At 69.2% G+C, this 18330-nt stretch carries 14 protein-coding genes; 7 read left to right on the plus strand and 7 right to left on the minus strand.

Going from position 1 to position 18330, the window contains the following annotated elements; all coding sequences use genetic code 11:
- The first annotated feature begins 35 nt into the window (after nucleotides 1-35).
- The 3 genes from JIX55_RS26950 to JIX55_RS26960 all read left to right on the plus strand — a co-directional run bounded on the left by JIX55_RS26950 (nucleotide 36) and on the right by JIX55_RS26960 (nucleotide 2638).
- Nucleotides 36-515: a hypothetical protein gene (locus JIX55_RS26950; protein ID WP_257565841.1), complete on the plus strand. Its 480-nt coding sequence runs from the start codon at nucleotides 36-38 to the stop codon at nucleotides 513-515.
- 331 nt (nucleotides 516-846) lie between these two features.
- Nucleotides 847-1941: a C40 family peptidase gene (locus JIX55_RS26955; protein WP_257565842.1), complete on the plus strand. Its 1095-nt coding sequence runs from the start codon at nucleotides 847-849 to the stop codon at nucleotides 1939-1941.
- A gap of 250 nt (nucleotides 1942-2191) precedes the next feature.
- Nucleotides 2192-2638 carry a hypothetical protein gene (locus JIX55_RS26960; protein WP_257565843.1) on the plus strand — a complete coding sequence of 149 codons (447 nt, stop codon included), beginning with the start codon at nucleotides 2192-2194 and terminating at the stop codon, nucleotides 2636-2638.
- Between the two features lie 254 nt (nucleotides 2639-2892).
- Here the strand turns inward: JIX55_RS26960 and JIX55_RS26965 are convergent, their stop codons facing one another.
- The 3 genes from JIX55_RS26965 to JIX55_RS26975 all read right to left on the minus strand — a co-directional run bounded on the left by JIX55_RS26965 (nucleotide 2893) and on the right by JIX55_RS26975 (nucleotide 7249).
- A complete protein-coding gene (locus tag JIX55_RS26965) occupies nucleotides 2893-3498 on the minus strand; it encodes a hypothetical protein (protein ID WP_257565844.1) in 606 nt (201 codons plus the stop codon).
- A 329-nt stretch (nucleotides 3499-3827) separates the two neighbouring features.
- Nucleotides 3828-5174, minus strand: coding sequence for a glycoside hydrolase family 43 protein (locus JIX55_RS26970; RefSeq protein ID WP_257569494.1), 1347 nt, complete (start codon nucleotides 5172-5174; stop codon nucleotides 3828-3830).
- Between the two features lie 65 nt (nucleotides 5175-5239).
- A complete protein-coding gene (locus JIX55_RS26975; protein ID WP_257565845.1) occupies nucleotides 5240-7249 on the minus strand; it encodes a ricin-type beta-trefoil lectin domain protein in 2010 nt (669 codons plus the stop codon).
- Between the two features lie 258 nt (nucleotides 7250-7507).
- Here JIX55_RS26975 and JIX55_RS26980 point away from each other — a divergent pair, with 258 nt between their 5' ends.
- Nucleotides 7508-7960: a hypothetical protein gene (locus tag JIX55_RS26980; RefSeq protein ID WP_257565846.1), complete on the plus strand. Its 453-nt coding sequence runs from the start codon at nucleotides 7508-7510 to the stop codon at nucleotides 7958-7960.
- 316 nt (nucleotides 7961-8276) lie between these two features.
- Here the strand turns inward: JIX55_RS26980 and JIX55_RS26985 are convergent, their stop codons facing one another.
- The gene (locus tag JIX55_RS26985) at nucleotides 8277-9899 is read right to left on the minus strand and encodes a subtype B tannase (RefSeq protein WP_257569495.1); all 1623 of its coding nucleotides are present in this window, start codon (nucleotides 9897-9899) and stop codon (nucleotides 8277-8279) included.
- 166 nt (nucleotides 9900-10065) lie between these two features.
- Nucleotides 10066-10407: a winged helix-turn-helix transcriptional regulator gene (locus tag JIX55_RS26990; RefSeq protein ID WP_257565847.1), complete on the minus strand. Its 342-nt coding sequence runs from the start codon at nucleotides 10405-10407 to the stop codon at nucleotides 10066-10068.
- 96 nt (nucleotides 10408-10503) lie between these two features.
- On the opposite strand from JIX55_RS26990, the gene JIX55_RS26995 reads away from it, so the two are divergent.
- On the plus strand, nucleotides 10504-11403 hold the full coding sequence (locus JIX55_RS26995) for an NAD(P)-dependent oxidoreductase (RefSeq protein ID WP_257565848.1): 900 nt from the start codon (nucleotides 10504-10506) through the stop codon (nucleotides 11401-11403).
- 173 nt (nucleotides 11404-11576) lie between these two features.
- Here the strand turns inward: JIX55_RS26995 and JIX55_RS27000 are convergent, their stop codons facing one another.
- Entirely contained in the window at nucleotides 11577-15503 is a 3927-nt protein-coding gene (locus JIX55_RS27000; RefSeq protein WP_257565849.1) for a glycoside hydrolase family 2 TIM barrel-domain containing protein, read from the minus strand.
- Nucleotides 15504-15765: 262 nt separating this feature from the next.
- Between JIX55_RS27000 and JIX55_RS27005 the strand changes: the two genes are divergently transcribed.
- Nucleotides 15766-16647 (plus strand): DMT family transporter, encoded by an 882-nt coding sequence (locus JIX55_RS27005; RefSeq protein ID WP_257565850.1) that lies wholly within the window; start codon nucleotides 15766-15768, stop codon nucleotides 16645-16647.
- A gap of 124 nt (nucleotides 16648-16771) precedes the next feature.
- On the opposite strand, the gene JIX55_RS27010 is transcribed toward JIX55_RS27005, so the two are convergent.
- Entirely contained in the window at nucleotides 16772-17251 is a 480-nt protein-coding gene (locus tag JIX55_RS27010; RefSeq protein WP_257565851.1) for an Lrp/AsnC family transcriptional regulator, read from the minus strand.
- A 109-nt stretch (nucleotides 17252-17360) separates the two neighbouring features.
- On the opposite strand from JIX55_RS27010, the gene JIX55_RS27015 reads away from it, so the two are divergent.
- A complete protein-coding gene (locus JIX55_RS27015) occupies nucleotides 17361-18311 on the plus strand; it encodes a class I SAM-dependent methyltransferase (protein WP_257565852.1) in 951 nt (316 codons plus the stop codon).
- Nucleotides 18312-18330: the final 19 nt, after the last annotated feature.

Genomic DNA, 18330 nt, shown 5'->3' on the forward strand with positions numbered 1-18330 from the left:
GCCCACACTCGCAGCCCTCGCCCCGGAATTGATCAGTGAAACTACGCAATCGACTACGCAAATCGACTGCGCAATCGGCTACGCACCCGCGTTCTCGAGCGTCGTCGCGCCGATCAGCCGCGCCCGCCACGACCGCCGCGCCCGCCACGACCGCCGCGCCCGCTACGACCGCCGCGCTCGCTACGACCGCCGCGCTCGCTACGACCGCCGCGCTCGCTACGACCGCCGCGCTCGCTACGACCGCCGCGCTCGCTACGACCGCCGCGCTCGCTACGACCGCCGCGCTCGCTACGACCGCCGCGCTCGCTACGACCGCCGCGCTCGCTACGACCGCCGCGCTCGCTACGACCGCCGCGCTCGCTACGACCGCCGCGCTCGCTACGACCGCCGCGCTCGCTACGACCGCCGCGCTCGCTACGACCGCCGCGCTCGCTACGACCGCCGCGCTCGCTACGACCGCCGCGCTCGCTACGACCGCCGCGCCCGACCGAGTCGTGTCCCGTGTCGTCAGCTGAGCCGATGCCTCAGCAGCTGCCCCCGACTCTCGGCAATCCGAAGCGCGTCCCCGAGCGCCTCATTCAACCGCTCGGTGAGCAAACGGAGTTCACCGCCGGGCGCGTCGTCCCGCACCATCTCGCGCACGGCCCCGTCGCACCTCCCGGACATTGTCGAGGTCACGTCACTGGCTGATGCGGCTTCCATACAACGCTGGGCCTGGCCGGAAATCGTTGCCATCGTGATCACTCGTCAGGGGCCACAGGCGGCACCCGATGAACGACAAGCACTCCAAGCTCTGGTCGTCCCAGTCGGGCCGGCATGCCACAACGAAAGCAACACGGGGGAACCATGTCTCTTCGCAGCCGGCTCACGCGCCGCACCCAAATCACCCTCATAGGCGTCGCCGCCGGAGGTATCGCGGCCGCGGTCGCCGTCGTACCGTCGCTCGCCGACAGCGGCTCCTCGAAGCCGGCGACGGCCGCCGCCCAGAAGGACACCGGCTACGGGCCCGAACCCGAAGCCGACAGCAAACTCGTCACCCAGGCCGGCGAACTGTCGACCATGGCCACGGCCACGCTCTCACGCGACACGATGATCAACCGCGCCCATACCTGGCTCACCGCCAACAACGGCAGCCCCGTCCCCTACAGCATGGAACGCACCTGGAAGGACGGCTACCGCCAGGACTGCTCCGGCTTCGTCTCCATGGCACTCGGCCTGGGCAAGCCCGGCCTGAACACCGTCGGGCTGGCCGACTCCCGCAACGGCGTCACCACCCGGCTCAGCAGCGTCAGCCAGCTCAAGAAGGGCGACCTCCTGATCGACTACAGCACCACCGACGGCGACTTCCGCCACGTAGTGATCTTCGAGAAGTGGGCCAACGCCTCCCACAGCGCCTACTGGGGATACGAACAGCGCAACAGGTACGGCACGACCCACCGCCAGCTCACGTACGGCATCGGCAGCGACAACTACGACCCCTTCCGCCCGGTCAAGCTGGGTGACGGCGGTGGCGGCGGGCAGCTCCCCTCCCCGAGTGTCTCCTGGCCCGTCCTCCAGAGCGGTTCCAAGGGCGCGGACGTGCGCTCCGCCCAGCAGCTGCTCACCGCGCGGGGCTACACACTCGGCACCGACGGCATCTTCGGCCCGAACACCCGCTCCGCGGTGATCCAGTTCCAGAAGTCCCGGTCCCTGGCCGCCGACGGCGTCATCGGCCCGAACACCTGGTCCAAGCTGATTACGACCGTGCGGTACGGCTCGTCCGGCCAGGCGGTCAAGGCAGCCCAGACCCAGCTGAACGTCTACGGCTACGGCCTCGCGGTCGACGGCCAGTTCGGCTCCGGCACGAAGTCGGCGGTGATCGCCTTCCAGAAGAGCCACCAGCTGCAGGCCGACGGCATCATCGGCCCGCAGACCTGGCGCACCCTGCTCGGCACCCGCTGACACAAGCGGTCCCGACAGCCGGCCGACGGCTCCTTCCCACTGCACCCGCAGCGGGAAGGAGCCGTCGGCGTACATACGCTGGCTGGTGCGTCCCAGGGTGCGGTGTCCGACGTCACCGCCGCCGTTGGCATCTGGGATTGAGTAATCCGCGGACATCACGCGTACCCCTCGTCGAGTGCACTCAGAACGAAGAGCAACGAAGAGCAACGTACGAGCCCCCGGTACGTAGAAGGCGAACGGAGAACAGGACGTGGTGACGAAGCTGACGCGTGGCGCCGCGCTGGCTGCGAGCCTGGCTGTCCTGCCCCTGATGGCGGCGTGCAGCGGTGATGGTGGCGAGGCCGCGGGGAAGGCGACGGACGAGTCCAGCCCGGTCGCCGCGGTCGTGGCGCCGGCCAAGGTCGAGGTGATCGCTCAGCTCACGGGCTGCAAGGTGAAGATCCGGACCGAGGCGGAGGAACTGCGCGAGGGCGTCTGTCGCACCGCCGATGGCGACTACCTCATCACCACCTTCCCCAAGGACGAATTGAAGGAAGTCTGGCTGGAGTCCGCCGCCATCTACGGCGGGAAGTACCTGGTCGGCCCGCGCTGGGCCATCTCCGCCAAGCCCGCCGTGCTGGAACCGTTGATGGCCAAGGTCGGCGGCACGATCCGGGATCTGAGCAGTCGGCCGAGTGCTCAGCCGAGCGCTTCGTAGGCGACGCGGAGGAGTCGTTGACCGGGGAACGTTCGATGGAATGACACGAGCCCCGCTCCGCAATCGCGGAGCGGGGCTCGTGGTTGGAGCGCCGGGCAGGCCTTGCACCTGCATCTCCCCGCAGGAAGCGGGGCATCTTTCCTTGGACCACCAACGCATTGAGGGCTACCGGGAGTTCGACTTCCGGTGAGCGGCTCGTGATCAACTATAGCTGATCTCCGGCGGCTTGGCATCCTGGCTCACGGCGGCATGGATCACAGCAAATGCGCCTGGGGCGCGTACTCCACCCTGAGGTACTTGGCGTTCCGTTCGCCCAGGAACTTTCGCAGGATGGGCTCGGCGGTGTCGGGGTCGTCGACGCCGACGTGGAGGTAGCCGGTGCCGTCCGGGCCCACCTCGCGCATCGTGAAGGTGCCGTCCCAGCGGTTCATGTCCTCGCTCATGAGGTCGACCAGGGCGTGGAGGTCCTTCTCGTTGATGTCGCGGTCGTGGAGGCGTAGGGTCACGCCCTTTTCGGCGGCTTCGCAGACGGCGGTGTCGAAGGGCTTGGAGGGGATGCGGTAGATGTCCACGGAGACTTCGTCCTCGTCCAGGACCAGGCCGGTGAAGACGGCGGAGTGGCGGCCCTGGGCCAGCTTGTCCACGTGCCTCAGGGTCCGCTCCAGTGGTGTGTTCTCCTCCGGGGCGCCGAGCCCGGCGCGGCTGCCGTTCGGCTGCTTGCCGTGACAGGTCCTCGAAGGGGTCGACACGTCCTCCACGGTCTGGGCGTCGGCCGTTGAGCCCTGGAGGCCGCCGAGTGCCGCGACGGCGCCGATCACGGCCGCTGCCGTACCGGTCCTGGCCCGCGTCCGCCTGGTCATGTGTCTCTCCGTTTCCGTCCGTCCATGCGTTCCCCGCGCGGTCGTCGGCGGGAGACTTGGACTGCGATCGGTACTGAGACGCCGGAGACGGTCGATGGGTTCGGTTCGGGGGAGATTGAGTGGGGTGGGGTGGGTTTTGCTCGCCCCCGCCGCCCCTACCCGTCCCATCCCTGGGGCTCCGCCCCAGACCCCGTTCGCGCAGTTCCCCGCGCCCCTGAAACCCGGCCCCTGATACCCCGCGCCCCTGAAACGCGCAGTTCCCCGCGCCCCTGAAAAGGGTGCGGGGAACTGCTGGTCGTGCCGCGCATGACAGGGCGCGGTCGGCTACCTCAGTAGCCCACCCGGAACGTCGCGTCCGCGCGTTCCGTCGTCGTCGAGATCGGGTCGATCCGGAGGGCGTAGCCGCTGTGGCGGATGTAGCGGGTCGGGTTGTTGTACGAGCGGAAGGAGGACCAGGTCGAGTCGGCGAGGCCGGCGACGCGGGTGAATGTGGCGTCGGCGGCGAAGGTGGAGGTGCCGTCGTTCGCGTCCAGGCGGAGGTTGTAGCTGTAGTGGCGGAGGTAGCGGGTCGGGTAGTTGACCGACTGGAAGGAGACCGCCGAGGAGTCCGCCAGGCCCGGGACCAGTTTCCACTGGGAGTCCGGGAACGGGTCGAAGGGGTACTCGTCGATGCGGCCCGCGAAGCCGCTGTGGCGGACGTAGCGGGACGGGTAGTTGTAGGACTTGAGGCGGTTCCAGGTGGGAGCGCCCCACTTGGACAGCAGGTTGGTGTACTCGGTCGACGTGATCGGGTGGATGCCGCAGTGCTTGGAGTTGAGCGGCTGGGTGTAGAGCTTCTGGTCGAGGGCCGTCCAGGTGCCGGAGGCCAGGTCGGTGGACTGCCAGACGTAGAAGACGCCGTTGGGGGTGTACGTGTCTCCCCAGAGGTACCAGTTCGAGGATGACAGGGACTTCACCACCGTCGGGGCTTCCGTGCCGCCGTGGGACACCGCCGTGCTGAACGGGGTGAAGCTGCCGGGGGTGAGCGTCGTCGAGCGGGCGCCCACCAGGGTCTGGTTGACCTTGTAGTAGAGGTAGTTGACGCCGTTGACGCCGACCGTGAGGTTGCCGTCGATGATGTCGTAGCCGGGGTCGAAGAACACCTGGGGGTTCGTCGTCGTCCGGAAGTCGGTCGTGTAGCTGACCATGATGACGTTGTGGCCGCTGCTGTTCACCGAGGAGTAGAGGATGCCGTACTGGCCGCGGGAGGCGTCCCAGTAGGCCTCGGGGGCCCAGCTGTGGGTGTCGGTCATGTCGTGCAGCTTCAGCAGGCGGTAGCCGGTGAAGGTGCGCAGGTCGGTGGAGTCCCAGACGTGGATGTTGACGCTGTCGCGGGTCCAGTCGGTGCCCGACAGGTCCGTCGCCAGGACGACGAAGGTGCCGTCCTGCTTACGCATCACGAAGGGGTCGCGGAGGCCGCCGGCGCCCAGGGTCGGGGTGACCACGGGGGCGTTCTGGTTCAGCGGGGTCCAGTTCAGGCCGTCCTGGCTGATGGCCAGGTGCAGGCCGTAGTCGGCCTCCAGCATGGTGTTGGACTCGGTGAAGTAGACCATCGCGTACGCCGAGTCGGCGGCGTGTGCGGTGCCGGCGCCGAGGGTCAGTGCGCCTGTCGCGGCCAGCGGGACGGTGGCGGCCATGCCGAGGAACGTACGGCGGGAGGGCCCGCTCGCGTCGGAGTGTCCGTTGACAGGGTGCACGGGGGTCACGTCTGGCTCCACTTCTGGTTGTTCTGACCGTTGCAGGTCCACAGGACGAGCTTCGTGCCGTTGGCGGTGGCGGCTCCGTACGCGTCCAGGCAGAGCCCGGAGGTGACGTTGGTGATCGTGCCGTCGGTGTTGACGTTCCACTTCTGGTTGTTGCCGCCGGTGCAGTCCCAGATGACGACGCGGGTGCCGTTGGTGGTGCCGTGGTTGTAGGCGTCCAGGCACTTGTTGCCGTAGACGACGAGCTCCTTGCGGGAGGTGTACGTCCAGGCCTGGTTCTGGCCGCCGGTGCAGTCCCACAGCTGGGCGTCGGTGCCGTTGACGATGGTGTTGTCGTTGATGTCCGCGCAGCGGCCGGAGCCCGTGCCGGTGACGAGCGTGCCGTTCATGCCCGGCAGCGGTCGTACGACGATGCCTTCGAGGGTCGGGGCGCCGGAGAACGAGATCGTGTTGGCGCTGCCCTTCGTCAGTGACAGGGCGACGGAGATGTTGCCGGGGGACGAGCCGGTCGGCGGGAAGGAGACCTTCGTCGACGTCTGGCCGTTGACGGTGAGCGTGCCGACGCGGGCCGTCGACGTGTTGTTGGTGTAGGAGACGTCGACCGTCTTCAGGCCGGTGTTCCCGGCGACCACACCGGAGAAGCTCGACGTGCCGGTGTACGTGCTCGCCGACTGCTCGGTGCCGCCCGTGACCGTGAGCATGACCGAGCTGCCCGCCGGGACGCTGGTGGTGTAACTCGTGCCGGGTGTACCGACGTTCGTACGGCTCCACAGGTTGCGGACCGTCGCCGCCGCGTTCGTCAGGCCGAGGTCGGCCCAGCGGACGGTCATGTTCTGGGTGGTCGACGTGCGGTTGAGGAGGACGACCGCGCGGTTGCCGGTGCCGGAGAGGACCTTGCCGTAGACCTGGAGGCCGGTCGTGTCCTCGGCGACCTTGACGCCCTGGAGGCCGCGCGGGTCCTGGTCGACCGCGATGACCTCGGAGTTCTTGAGGATGTTCGCCGTCTCGGTGGTCATGGTGGAGAGGTCGTTGCCGGCGAGCAGCGGGGCGCCGGAGATCGCCCACAGGTTCATGTGGGTGCGGTCCTGGGCGGCGGTGAGCCCCATGCCGACCATCAGCATGTCGGGGTCGTTGTAGTAGCCGGTGTGCTGGGCCGTGGGGTGCACGTTCCGGTCGTAGTTCGTCAGCATGTTGCCGTACGTGAAGGTCTGGCCGTGGTAGAAGATGTCCGTGTTCGTCCGCCACATCGGGCCCATGCCCGGTGCCCAGTTCCAGGGGTTGGAGTAGCCCCAGTTGCACAGGGAGAGGGCGAGGGGGCGGCCGGTGGTGGCGGTCGCGGTGGCCACGGCGTCGCTGATCGCCTGGTAGGTCGTCTTCGGGTCGAGGCCCTCGGCGTCACCGCCGCACCAGTCGACCTTCACGAAGTCGAAGCCCCACTTGGAGAACTGCGTCATGTCCTGGACGTAGTGGCCCTCGCTGCCACTGCCGGGCGCGGCGGGGCGGCCGGTGGGGAAGTAGTAGCCGCAGCCGTCCTTGCCGGCGTCGGTGTAGATGCCCGCCTTCAGGCCCTTGCTGTGGATGTAGTCGGCGATGGCCTTCATACCGCCTGGCCACTCGGCCTCGTCGATGGTGATGTTGCCCGCGCTGTCGCGGGTGCCCTGCCACCAGCCCTCGTCGATGTTGATGTACTCGTAGCCGGCCTCCGGCAGCCCGGCCGCGACGAACGCGTCGACCTGCTGCTTGATCACGTTGTAGTCGACCTTCGCGGCGAAGGCGTTCCAGGAGGCCCAGCCCATCGGGGCTTCGGGGACAGGTATTTGACGTTCCGTCACCGCGACTGGCGCGGCGTCGATTTGAGTGAGGGGCGCGGGTGCCGGCGTGCCGGTCGCCGTCGGCTGTGCGAAGAGCAGGGCGGCCGTCGCGGCGGTCGCGAGGGCGAGCGCGCGTACGGCGGCGGATCTGCAACGGCGCCTGAGCTCATGGGAGTTGGCGCGGGGAGGGGGGTACATGCGGCTCCTTCGATGGATATCCGGGTCGATATCTCGAACAAGGATCGGCTCGCCGAACGTATCGGCTGGCCGAAAGTAGAGCCGGGGGAGGTGGAAGTCAACGGGTGTGACAGAGACGGCTTTGAAACAGATGCCGCTTGTAGGATTCCAGGCCCCGTGGCCACATTCCACCAGTGATGGTCACGCGTGAGCAGCACGGTCACTGGTCGCGATGACCCGTTACCGGCACTCGGCTCAGCAGGCTGCCACCATGCTGAGATGGCCCACGACATAGTGTTCTTCCTCGCTCCGGACGACGAGAGTGCCGCTGCGACGCGCCTGCAGGGACCTGGTCGGGCGTTTGAGTCTGTGACCTGCCGTTTCATAGAGCCGGACAGTGCCATCGCGGAGTGGGACATGTACTTCGAGGAGCCCTCTGCCGAGATCCCGCCGATTGAGCAGCTCCTTCGGTGGTCGTGGCCGGAGTGGGTCACTGCCCCCTTGAACGATGGCGTTGAGGTGTTCGCTCTGCCGCCGCGGTTGATCCGGGCGTTGGCCGACGCCACTTCCACCGAGCTGGAGGAGCTTGCAGATCGCTGGACCGCGAGGCTCAGGTCTGCCGACGGGGACGAAATGACCGACGATGATCTGCTGGCGGTCCTGCGGGGAGTGGCCCGGCTGGCGGCGTCTGCGGTTGACACGGGTGGTGGCCTCTACAGCTGGAGCTTCTGATCGCCCGGCGAACCTCTTCTTGAGCAACGGGATCGCTGTCTCCGCCGGGCAATCCAGGAACGAGAACCGTCGAGGTCGGAGACGCGGCAGATGACACGGGTCGTGGGAACCCACACCGCTGAAGCGGTCGCTGCGGACAACGACGTGAACATGTCCGGCGATACAGCAGGGCATTCGTTGGTGCCGGCGTAGGGCGGCCTCTCTCAACACCACGACACCGAGCCCTTGTCGGGCCCGGCGCCGGGTTTCGGCGGCCGGTTTCATGACGGGAACACAGACGCGCCGAGTCGGAGAGGCGGGTCGCCTCTCGTGGGGGCTACTTCCTGTAACCCGTCACCTTCGCGATCCACTTGATGAAGTCGGCCGCGTCCTCGTTCGCGCCGTGGCCGCCGTCCCAGTACATGAAGGCGTTGACGTCGTCGCCGAGGTTCTCCAGGCGGGCGGCGAGGTTGCCGACGACCGAGAGCGAGGTGTCGCTGTCCTTGGTGCCGACGCGGATCCACCAGTGCTTGGCCCGCCGGGGGTTGGCCTTCGCGAGGAACGGCATCGGGTTCATCAGGGTCAGCGTCTCGGCCAGGTCGCTGTCGAGCCGCGCGCCGGCGCTGCCCTCGTGACGGAGGCTGTAGAGCGTGAAGTGGCGGGCCTCGGTGGTGCCCTCGCCGAAGAGGTTGTTCTCACCGGAGGAGAGGTCGAAGGCGTCGAAGGCGGGGGTGTCCTTCTTCCGGGCGCCCACGTGTGTGAGGAAGTCCTCCCAGGAGAAGGCCGCCCTGCCGCCGGACCAGGTGATGAAGGTGTTGCTCGCCAGGTACGTCGTCCGGTCCGCGTCCGACAGCGCGGCCAGGTACTTGGTGGCCGACGGCTCCAGGAACGTCTTCACCAGGTACTCGTCGAGGTTCCGTACGGTGAGCGTGCCGAGGCCCTTGGCCTTCAGCTTCAGGGAGGCCTGGTAGTCGGCGAACGCCGTCTTCAGCTCCTTGGACACCGTCCGGTCGACGAGCGAGCCCGAACCGAGCTTGTTGGCGCCCCAGTTCCACTCGTACGCCATGTCCGCGTGCTCCAGATCGGTGATCGGGCACCAGTCGCCGCTGGCGAAGATCGCGTCGGAGGCGTCCGCCGCACCGATCTCCTTCAGATACGCGTCGTACAGCGGGCTGTCGCCGGACGCGCCGAGCAGCGCGGACAGCGCACCCCCCGCACTGGTCCCGGACGACACGATGCGGTCGGTGTCGCCGGGGATCCGGCCCTTGTTGAACCGCAGGTACCGCACGGCCGCCTTGAGGTCCACGATCGCGGCCGGCGCGACACCGTAGTACGTCCCGTCCGAGTCGACGAGGGTACGGCCGCGCGCCCCCGGCTCGACCACGACGTACCCGGCCGCGAGCGCGAGCTGCGCGTTGCTGACGGCTTGGCCCCGCTGGTCGAGCTGGCCGTTGCCGCCGGACTCGACCTCACCGGAGCCGCTTCCGTTGGAGGCGGAGGCGGAGGAGGAGTCGCTGGGCGCGGAGGCGGAGGTCGAGGCGGAGTCGCCGGGCGCGCCGCCGCCCGGCATCCCGGTCATGCCGCCACCGCCGACCCCGGTGGCCTCGGCGACCGACGAAGGCATGTAGCCGCCCACCGCATTCGCGAACAGAATCGGCGCGTCGGTGGCATCGACCGTCGTCCCGTCGATCTCCACGGGGACGCTGACGTTCAACGACTGGTACGTCTCGTCGACCGGCTTCGTGACGTACGTGATCGCCTTGTAGAAGTGGTACTTCACCGCCACGTCACCGTCGTCGGTCGTGATCGTCGTCGTCAGCTCGGTGTAGTCGTCCTTGTCGAAGGTCAGGGCGCCGGAAGCGGTGGAACCGGAGGACTTGGCGGAGCTCCCGCCCGACGCCTGCGCGCTGAGGGCGAAGCCGCCGATCGCCGCGACACCCGCCGTCGCGCCGAGCCCCATGATCATGTTCCTGCGCTTGACCGCCCTGTGCTTCACGGCGCCCACTCCTTCGCTCGCGTCCTCTGCTTGTTTCTGCTTGCGAACGTAATTCTGTGTCCGCAAAATCGTCAACAATTCTGGCGGATTCATCGTTGACGCACAGAGGCTCACAGGCGGCGCACAGCCGCTAGCGTTCCGTCGCCCGCTCGCGTCCCCAGGCGGCCAGCGGCTGGAGCGCGTCGTTGAGGCGCGTGCCGCCCTCGGTCAGTGAGTACTCGACGCGGGGTGGCACCTCGTCGTAGGAGACGCGGCGCACGACGCCGTCCGCTTCCATCTCGCGCAGATGAGAGGCCAGCACCTTCTCGGTGATCCCCGGAACCAGTCGACGCAGCTCGCCGAAGCGGCGGTAGGGCTGCTCGTGGAGCGCCCAGAGGATCAGAACCTTCCACTTCCCGCCGATCACCTCCATCGCGGTGTCGATCCCGCAGACGTGTCCGTCTGGTGCACCCGGCCGGTTCAGCGTCGTCATGCCCCACCCTTCTGGCGTGCTCGCTCACCTCAGGGTAACCACCCACTCCGAAGTGCGTACTTGAGCATCTCCGGGCGTGTGACCAGCCTGATCGGCATGACACAGAAGACCGTTGAAAAGACCAAGACCGTTGAAAAGACCCCCGTCACGTTGCTGGGCCTCGGTGCGATGGGGACCGCGCTGGCCCGCGCCTGGCTTGCCGCCGGCCATCCGCTCACCGTCTGGAACCGCACCCCTGCCCGTGCCGAGACGCTCGCCGCCGACGGTGCGAGGGTCGCGGCCGACGCCGCCGAGGCGGTCTCGGCCAACAACCTGGTTGTCGTCTGTCTCTTGGACGACGCCTCCGTCGACGAGGTGCTCGCCGGCACCGACCTGGCCGACCGGGACCTGGTCAACCTGACCACCAGCACCCCTGCCCAGGCCCGCGCCCGCGCCGCGTGGGCCCGTGAGCGAGGCGCCCGCTACCTGGACGCCGGGATCATGGCCGTCCCTCCGATGGTCGGTGTCCCGGAGGCCGGAGGCTACGCCTTCTACAGCGGCTCGCGAGAGCTGTTCGAGCGGCACCAGGAGACCTTGGGCGTTCCGGTCGGCACCACCTACGTCGGCGAGGACGCGGGCTTCGCGGCCCTGCACGACGTGGCCCTGCTCAGCGCCATGTACGGGATGTTCGCCGGTGCCGCCCACGCCTTCGCCCTGATCCGCAAGGAGGACATCGACCCCGCGTCGCTCGCCCCGCTGCTCGCCGACTGGCTCGTCGCGATGGCCCCGGCGGTGCACCAGACCGCCGACCGGCTGCGGAGCGGTGACTACACCGAGGGAGTCGTCTCCGATCTCGCCATGCAGGTGGCCGGCACGCCGACCTTCCTGAACACCGCCGAGCAGCAGGGCGTCAGCCCGGAACTGCTCAGCCCCTACTTCGGGTTGATGCGCCGCCGCCTGGCCGAGGGCGGTGGCAAGGAGGACCTGACGGGTGTGATCGACCTGCTGGTGCGCTGACCGGCCGCTGTCACAGGTCGTCGGCAAGCCTGGCCAGGAAAGCGGTGCTTGGTGAGAGGCGGAGTCGACGTCGACCCGGTAGCAGGGGAAGGCACGGCAAGGCGCTCGACCGGGAGAACCCGGCCGAGCGTCTGTCGCAGTCGTATGCCGTTACGCCGGCTCTGTCATGTCGGCTACTCCGTCGCCGTCCGCCGCCGCGAAGCCCTCATCGCCTCGTCCACGTCCCTCAGCGGCCGCAGCCGGTACGTGTACGCGTAGTCGCGGTCGGCGAAGAGCTTGTACTCGTCGTGGGTGTGGGCGCCCCAGCTGTTGTCGCCGCCGACGCCCATCTGGCGGTGGTTGACGCGGAGGACGACGGTGTCGCGGGGGGTGAGGTGGTAGTCGTGGCGGAGGCCTGTCGACAGGTCCTCCGGGGTGAAGAACGAGGCGTTGACCTCGAGCAGGGGTTCGGCGGAGACCAGTAGGCCCATCCCGTCGCGGTCGGTCAGGGCCGCCCAGCGGACGTCGGTCTTGTTGCCGTTCTCCTGGGGGCGGATGTAGGCGGACCACTGCTCGGCGACCGTGCCGGAGTAGAGGCCCACGTCGGTGCCGTTGTTGCGGTCCCAGTGGTTCTCCTCCGGGCCGCGGCCGTAGTAGTGCAGGCGGTCGAGGCGGCGGGGGAGGCGGAGGAGGGTGCCGACCTCCGGGATGTAGGGGAGGGAGGCGGCCCCCGGATGAAGGGTGTTGTCGACCTTGATCTCGGCGTTGCCGAAGATCGTGTAGGTCGTGGTGTACGTGGACTCCACCGTCGTCGGGAGCGTGCCGCTGACCTTGATCTCGACGGCCCGCTTGCCCAGGGCCCGCACGGTCACGTCCGTCACCTCGCGGTGGGCGCCCGCGTCCCGCCAGGTCTGGTTGCGGGTGTGCTGCCCGTTGCCGTGGTCGTTGTCGGTGGGGGCCCGCCAGAAGTTCGGCGCGGGGCCCGAGTCGATCAGGCGGACGCCGCCCGCCTCGTACGAGGTGATGGTGCCGCTCGTCCTGTCGACGGTGACGGAGAAGCCGCGCCCCCTCGGCCCCTTGCCGGTGACGGTGATCTCGTCCGACCCGTCCCTGTACGTCAGCGTCGGGACGTCCGCCAGCGGTACGGGTGTCACCGCCGGGCTGCCCGCGTCGACGGCCAGCTGCTGCTTGGCCACCTCGAAGCCGGCCCTGGCCCAGGGGGTGCGCTCCTTGGTGGTGAAGGAGAGCTGGAGGAAGTACTCGGTGCCGGGCGCGGGGGAGGACGGGAGGCGGAAGGGGACGGTGATGTCCTTGGTGGAGAGGGGCGGTACGTCGAGCTGGGCGCGGGTGAGGCGGCCGCGCTGGACCACCTTGCCGTCGGCGACCAGCGACCAACCGCCGTCGAACTCTCGGAGGTTGGTGAAGAGGTACTCGTTGGTGAGGGTGACCGACTTCGACGTCAGGGTGTCGCCGTCGGTGGCCGGGGTCGCCTGGATCGCCTGGTAGATCTGCTTGACCTCGGCCGCCTTGCCGGTGTGGCCCCGGTCGGCCTTGACGATGCCGTCCGCGACGAAGGCCCCGTCGTTGGGGTTGTCGCCCCAGTCACCGCCGTACGCGAAGAACGAACGTTCCTTCTCGGACCCCTTCGTCTTCCGCTCCTCGACCTCCACCGTCGCCGCGTCGAACCAGAACCGCACGCCCTCGTCCCCCGGGCCACGGCTGCCGGAGGCCAGTTCCGTCGCGCTCAGCGCCCGTGCGTACACCCGGGCCCGCCGTATCGTGCCGCTGAACTCGCGGGTCGGGTTGTCGGTGTCGGTGCCGAGCGCGAGGGGCGCGGTGTTGACGCTGGGCCGCCGGGTGGTGGTCCGGGTGGCCTTCACCTCGCCGTCGACGTAGAGGGTGAGGGACCCGGCGTCGGCGTCGAAGACACCGGCGATGTGGTGCTCGCTCCCGGTCCAGCCGTCGGCCGGGAGGGCCCAGCTCGCGCTGACCCACTGGCCGCCGCCGTGGATGAAGAACTCGATGCTCTGGTTGCTCTGCTTCAGCGCGTACTGGGTGTCGCCCTTGGCGAGGATCGGCTGGTGGGAGCCGGTGACGTGCGGGGTGACCCAGGCCTCCAGTGTCAGGGAGCCGGTGAGGTCGAGGGCCGGGTCGCGGGGGAAGCCGGTGGCGCCGGAGACGCCCTTGTCGCGGTCGAACCTGGCGGCGGCGGTGAGGAGTTGGCCTTGCAGCCCGCTCGGACCGGCCTCCGTGAGCAGCTGCCGCCTCGGGATCGGCCAGGTCAGCGACTGGTCGACGAAGTCCCAGATCCAGCCGCCCTGGAGGACGGGGTAGCGCCGGATGATGTCCCAGTACTTCTTGAAGTTGCCGGTCGAGTTCCCCATCGAGTGCGAGTACTCGATCATCACGTACGGCCGCGTGTCCGAGGTGTCCTTCGCCCGCTGCTCGACCCGCTGTGGGCTGTCGTACATCTCCGAGCGGATCTGGCTGATCGTCGGCCGGTCGTCGCCCTCGTACTGGATGACGCGCGTCGGGTCGTACGACTCGATCCAGTCGCGCATGGCGACGAAGGTGGAGCCGCCGCCCGCCTCGTTGCCGAGGGACCAGATGACGACGGAGGCGTGGTTCTTGTCGCGGTGGACCATGTTCCGGGCGCGGGCCACGCAGGCCGTGGTCCAGTCGGCGTGGTTGCCGGGGTAGCGGTCCCGGATGCCGTGTGTTTCGAGGTTCGTCTCATCGACGAGGTAGAGGCCGTACTCGTCCGCCAGTTCGTACCAGAGCGGGTTGTTGGGGTAGTGGGAGGTGCGGACGGTGTTGATGTTGAGCCGCTTGATGATCCCGATGTCCTCGACCAGGTCGGCGCGGGTGAGCGCCATGCCCCGGTCCGGGTGGATCTCGTGCCGGTTGGTGCCCCGGAAGGAGACCGGCCGCCCGTTGATCCGCATCAGCCCGTCCCTGAGCGCGAACTCGCGCAGGCCGACGCGGTGGGAGAGGGTCTCGACGACCTTGCCGCGCGGATCGCGCAGGCGGAGCACGGCCGTGTAGAGGGTCGGATGCTCGGCGGACCAGAGCTCGGGGGAGGGGACGGACCTGGCGGCCTGTACGGTCACGTCCTCGCCGACGGCGGAGGCGCCCACGGCGACGGACTGGACGAGGGGGCGCGACCAGACCGCGTGGCCGCGGGCGTCGTAGAGCTGGGTCTCGACGGAGTACGAGCCCTCGTGCCCGGTCGCGTACGCGCGCACGCTCGCGGTGACGGACAGCTCGGCGGCCGTGTAGCCGTCACTGAGCGGGGTGTCCAGCTTGAAGTCGCGCAGGTGCACGGCCGGGGTGGAGTAGAGGTAGACCGAGCGGAAGATCCCGCTCAGCCGGATCATGTCCTGGTCCTCCAGCCAGTCACCGTCCGAGTACCGGTACACCTCGACGGCGATCTGGTTCGTCCCCGGCTTGAGGTGCTTGGTGATGTCGTATTCGGCCGGGTCGTACGAGTCCTCGTGATAGCCGACGAGTTCGCCGTTGATCCACACGTAGTGGGCGGACTTGACGCCCTCGAAGTGCAGGAAGGTGCGGCGGTCGCCGGCCCTCCAGTCCTTGGGGAGGGTGAAGGTGCGGCGGTACTGGCCGACGGGGTTGTAGCGGGTGGGCGCCGTCGGCGGCTGGGCCTCCTCGCCGAGGCCGTTCGGGCCCCACCACGGGTACGTGATGTTGATGTAGATGGGGAAGTCGTAGCCGTGCAGCTGCCAGTTGGACGGCACCGGGATGGTGTCCCAGGCGCTGTCGTCGACGTCCGTCCGGTAGAAGTCCTCGTTCCGGTCGTCCGGGCGGTCGGCGTACGCGAACTTCCACTTGCCGTCGAGGCTGAGCCGGTACGGGGAGCGGGTGCGGTCGGCCTTGATCGCCTGTCTGACGTCCGCGTACGGCATGAGGGTGGTGTGGGGCGGTTCCGCGCCGACCTGGAAGAGGGCGATGTTGCCGGACCACTCGGGGGTGGCGTCGGCCTTCGTCCCACTGCGGGGGGCCGCGTACGCGTCTCCGCCGGGGAGGGCCAGGGCTCCGAGGAGGGCGGCGCCGCCCTCCAGGAGACGACGGCGGCTTACGGGGTGCGGGTGCGGGTGGTGCATGGCCGGAACCTTCCTCGCGACGACATGGGGGTGCACGTACTGAGGAGCGTCGGATGCTGTCCGATGATGTTGGGAAAACCGGGCCCACCCTAGGACTTCGAACAGAAGCGGAGCAATGAATCTGTCGGACTTTGTGCGGTCCTGAGGGTGGAGACCTGAGGGTGGAGAGGGGCGGCCGTGCGGGTGTGCCGACCGGATGTCGCGTGGGCGCGTCCGCTGGTGTCGCGCGGGTGGGCCCGGGTTCCGCCCTTACTGTGCCCGCATGGTGGCGGGTGTGACGCTGGCGCTGTGCGCGGCGGTCTGCATGGGTACGGCGACGGTGTTGCAGGCGCTGGGGGCACGGCGGGCGGCGGATGCGGAGGGTGCCGAGGGCGCGCGCGGTCGGGCGCGGACCGTGGTGGAGGTTCTGCGCGGCTGGCCCTTCCTCGCCGGGGCCGGGCTGGACACGCTCGGGTTCGGGGCGCAGGTGGTGGCGTTGCGGCTCGTGCCGTTGTTCCTGGTGGAGGCGGCGGTGGCCGCGTCGCTGGCGGTCACGGCGGTGGTCGGCACCGCGGTGCTGGGCCTGCGGCTGCGGCGTGGCGAGTGGGGTGCCGTGGTCGTCGTATGCCTGGGGCTGGTGACGCTGGCGGTGTCCGCCGGGCACGCGGGCGACGGATACGGGGACACCCCGCTGCGGGTGGCGGTGCTGTGTGCGTCGCTGCTGGTGGTGGCGGGCGGCTGGGTGGTGGGCGGCCGGCTGCGGCGCGGCCGGGCCGTCGTGCTCGGCGCCGCGGCCGGCCTGAGCTTCGGCCTCACCGCGATCGCGGTCCGCCTGCTGCCGGACGCGACCGTCCCCGCCGTGCTCGGCGAGCCCACCGCGTACGCCGTCGTCGTCTCCGGCCTCGGCGGTTACCTCCTCCTCGTCCAGGCCCTCCAGTCCGGCTCGGTGACGGCGGCCACGGCGGCGATGGTGATCTGCGAGACCGTCTGGCCGGGCGTGTTCGGCGTGGCGTGGCTCGGCGACACGACCCGGGACGGTTACGGAGGGCTGGCGGTGGCCGGATTCGTGTGCTGTGTGGGGGGTGGGGTGGTGTTGGCGCGGTTCGGGGAGGCGCAGGAGGAGGCCGGGGGTGACCGAGCTGTGGGGCCGGGGCGAGTCGAGTGAGGGGAGCGCCGGCGACCTTGTCGGCTGCCTGTCCGCCTTCCTGACTACCTGTCTGTCCACCTCCATGACTACCTGCCTGTCTTCCCGCTCACCTTTCCGCTTGCCTTTCCGCTCACTTTTCCGCTTACCTTCCCGCGCCGTGTTCGTGGCCGTCCAAGGGCGTCATCACCCGAACGTTCGTCTGTTGGTAGATCACCGAGCTGCGGAAACTCACCACCTCCCGCCGGGCGCTGAACCGGTCCATGAGGAAGGCGTGCAGCCGGTCGATGTCCGGTACGGCCACGTGCACGATGAAGTCGTCGTCGCCGGAGACCACGAAGACGGAGACCACCTCGGGCAGTTGGGACAGATACGCCTCGAAGCCGGAGATCACGTCCCGGCTCAGCGGGCGCAGCCGGGCGAAGACCAGGGCCTGGAGCGAGCGGCCGAGCAGTCGTGGCTGCACGGCCGCGTGGTAACCGGTGATCACGCCGCGCGACCGTAACGCCCGGACCCGCTCCAGGCAGGTGGAGGGCGCGATGCCCACGAGGCGGGCCAACTCCCGGTTGGTGAGCCGTGCATCGCGTTGCAGATGGCTGAGGATCGCCGAATCAGTGTCGTCCATGGCCGCCATTTTCCAGGGCCCGACGAATATGGTTCGGCGGGCCGTCCGCATCGCCGTATCCCGCTCTAGATTCCCCTTCGCCTGCCGGATGCGAAGGGACACGTGCCTCATGCCAACCGACACAACCGACACAATCGACTCGACCGACGCAGCCGACACAACCGACCCGACCGCGATGACCGCCGCCGTGGACCACTACGACCGGTTCCTCGCCGAGCACTACACATGGATGCTGGGCGGCGATCTGCTCTCGCTCGCCGAGGCCCAGCGTGCGTTCCTGTCGGAGTGGGGTGTGGTTCCCGGTCCGGCGGGCGGCCTCGCCGTGGACCTGGGGTGCGGCCCGGGGCATACGAGTCTCGCCCTGGCCGGGTTCGGCTTCGACTCCGTGCTCGCCGTCGACCTGAGCGAGCCGTTGCTGGGCGAACTGGCCGCGCACGCCACCGAGGTGCCGACGGTGCGTCCCGTACGGGCGGACGTGCGTACCGCGCTGCCGGAGCTGGTCCGTCCGGGCTCGGCGGCGGCGGTCGTCTGTCTCGGTGACACGCTGACCCATCTGCCGACGCGAGGGGACGTGGCGGCGCTGTTCGGCGATGTCGCGGAGGCGCTCGCGCCCGATGGGACGGCCGTGTTCGGCTACCGCGACCTGACGGTCCCGCTGACCGGCACCGACCGCTTCCTCCCGGTCCGCGCCACCGAGGACCGGATCATGACCTGTTTCCTGGAGTACCCGGACGACTACGACGACTACACGGTCGTCGTGCACGACCTGATCCACAGCCGGGACGGCTCCGGCGGCGACTGGGTCATGGACGCCCACAGCTACCGGAAGCTGCGGCTCTCCCACGCCTGGGTGCTGGAGCAGTTCCGTGTCGCCGGGCTGCGTCCCACGCGGGAGGGGACCGGCCCGGGAGGCATGCGGATCGTGGCGCTGGAACGCGCGGCAGCCTCCGGCCGGTCGGCGGCAGCCTCGGGCCGGTCGGCGGCAGCCTCGGGCCGGTCGGCGGCAGCCTCGGGCCGGTCGGCGGCAGCCTCGGGCCGATCGGCGGCAACCACAGGGTGACGTGAAGGCACGTGAAATC

The organism is Streptomyces sp. DSM 40750 (assembly GCF_024612035.1).
Classification (GTDB): Bacteria; Actinomycetota; Actinomycetes; order Streptomycetales; family Streptomycetaceae; genus Streptomyces.